At 60.4% G+C, this 1,180-nt stretch carries 1 protein-coding gene; it reads left to right on the top strand.

All coding sequences use genetic code 11. The features are described 5' to 3' along the window. Positions 1–47: 47 nt before the first annotated feature. Positions 48–1,180: IS4 family transposase (locus tag QSK43_RS26995; protein WP_332306021.1), on the top strand; the 1,133-nt coding region annotated here is incomplete at its 3' end.

Raw genomic sequence — 1,180 nt, 5'->3', positions numbered from 1 at the left:
TGTTCGAGCGTTTGGCGACGATCTCGGACACGAAGGGAAGCAACACCGTGCGGCACAAGAATAGCGTTTTTCATGATCTTTTGAAGCGTCTGTCGTGGGCAAGCTTCGAGCGGCTTGTGGACGAACACGGTGCGGACAGGCATGTTCGGCGGCTGTCGACCAAAAGCCAGCTGATCGCGCTTTTATATGGCCAGTTTTCGGGTGCTGCGAGCCTACGTGAGATCGTCGGCGGTCTGGAGAGCCATTCGGCCCGCCTTTATCATCTTGGCGCGCGGCCTGCCTCGCGTTCGACGCTTGCCGATGCCAACCGCCTGCGCCCCAACGCGGTGTTTGCCGGACTTTTCACCGAGATGGTCGCCAGGGCCTCACGCGGTCTGCGCCGCAAGATGGGCGAGGCAACCTATCTTATCGACGCCACCGGCGTGCGCCTGAGCCAGGCATCCTCGCAATGGGCGCGATTTTCCGGTCAGACCTGCGGCGCCAAGGTCCATATGATCTATGACGCCGATGCCGAACGGCCGATCTATGCGGCAGTGACGCCAGCCAGGGTCAACGACATCACGCCTGCCAAAACCATGCCGGTCGAGGCCGGAGCCACCTATGTCTTCGATCTGGGCTATTACGATTTCGGTTGGTGGGAAAAACTCGACCGGGCCGGATGCCGCATCGTCACCCGCTTCAAATCCCATACGAGGCTGAGCCTACTCGAAGAGCGGCCCATCATGGACGGCGGCGCAATCCTGTCGGACCGCATCGGCCTGTTGCCCGCCCGTCAGGCGAAAAACCGGAAGAACCCGTTCGGAAAGCCGGTGCGCGAGATCGGTGTGGTGCTCGAAACCGGCAAGGTGCTGCGCATCCTGTCCAACGATCTCGATGCGCCAGCACAAGAGATCGCCGATCTCTACAAACGCCGCTGGGCGATCGAACTGTTCTTCCGTTTCGTCAAACAGACGCTGAAGATCCGGCATTTCCTCGGCACTTCCGAAAACGCCGTCCGCATCCAGATCGCCGTCGCCCTTATCGCCTATCTGCTGTTGCAGATGGCCAAAGCCGACCAGACCACCGTCAAAACCCCGCTCGCCTTCATCCGCCTCGTGCGCGCAAATCTCATGCTCCGCAGAAGAACCGACCAACTCGCAAAACCACCGCCCGAAACAACAAAAGACCTCCGCCAGATGCA

Source organism: Rhizobium sp. GR12 (assembly GCF_036596185.1).
Lineage (GTDB): Bacteria > Pseudomonadota > Alphaproteobacteria > Rhizobiales > Rhizobiaceae > Agrobacterium > Agrobacterium nepotum.
This window is presented reverse-complemented; position numbering and strand designations above follow the sequence as displayed.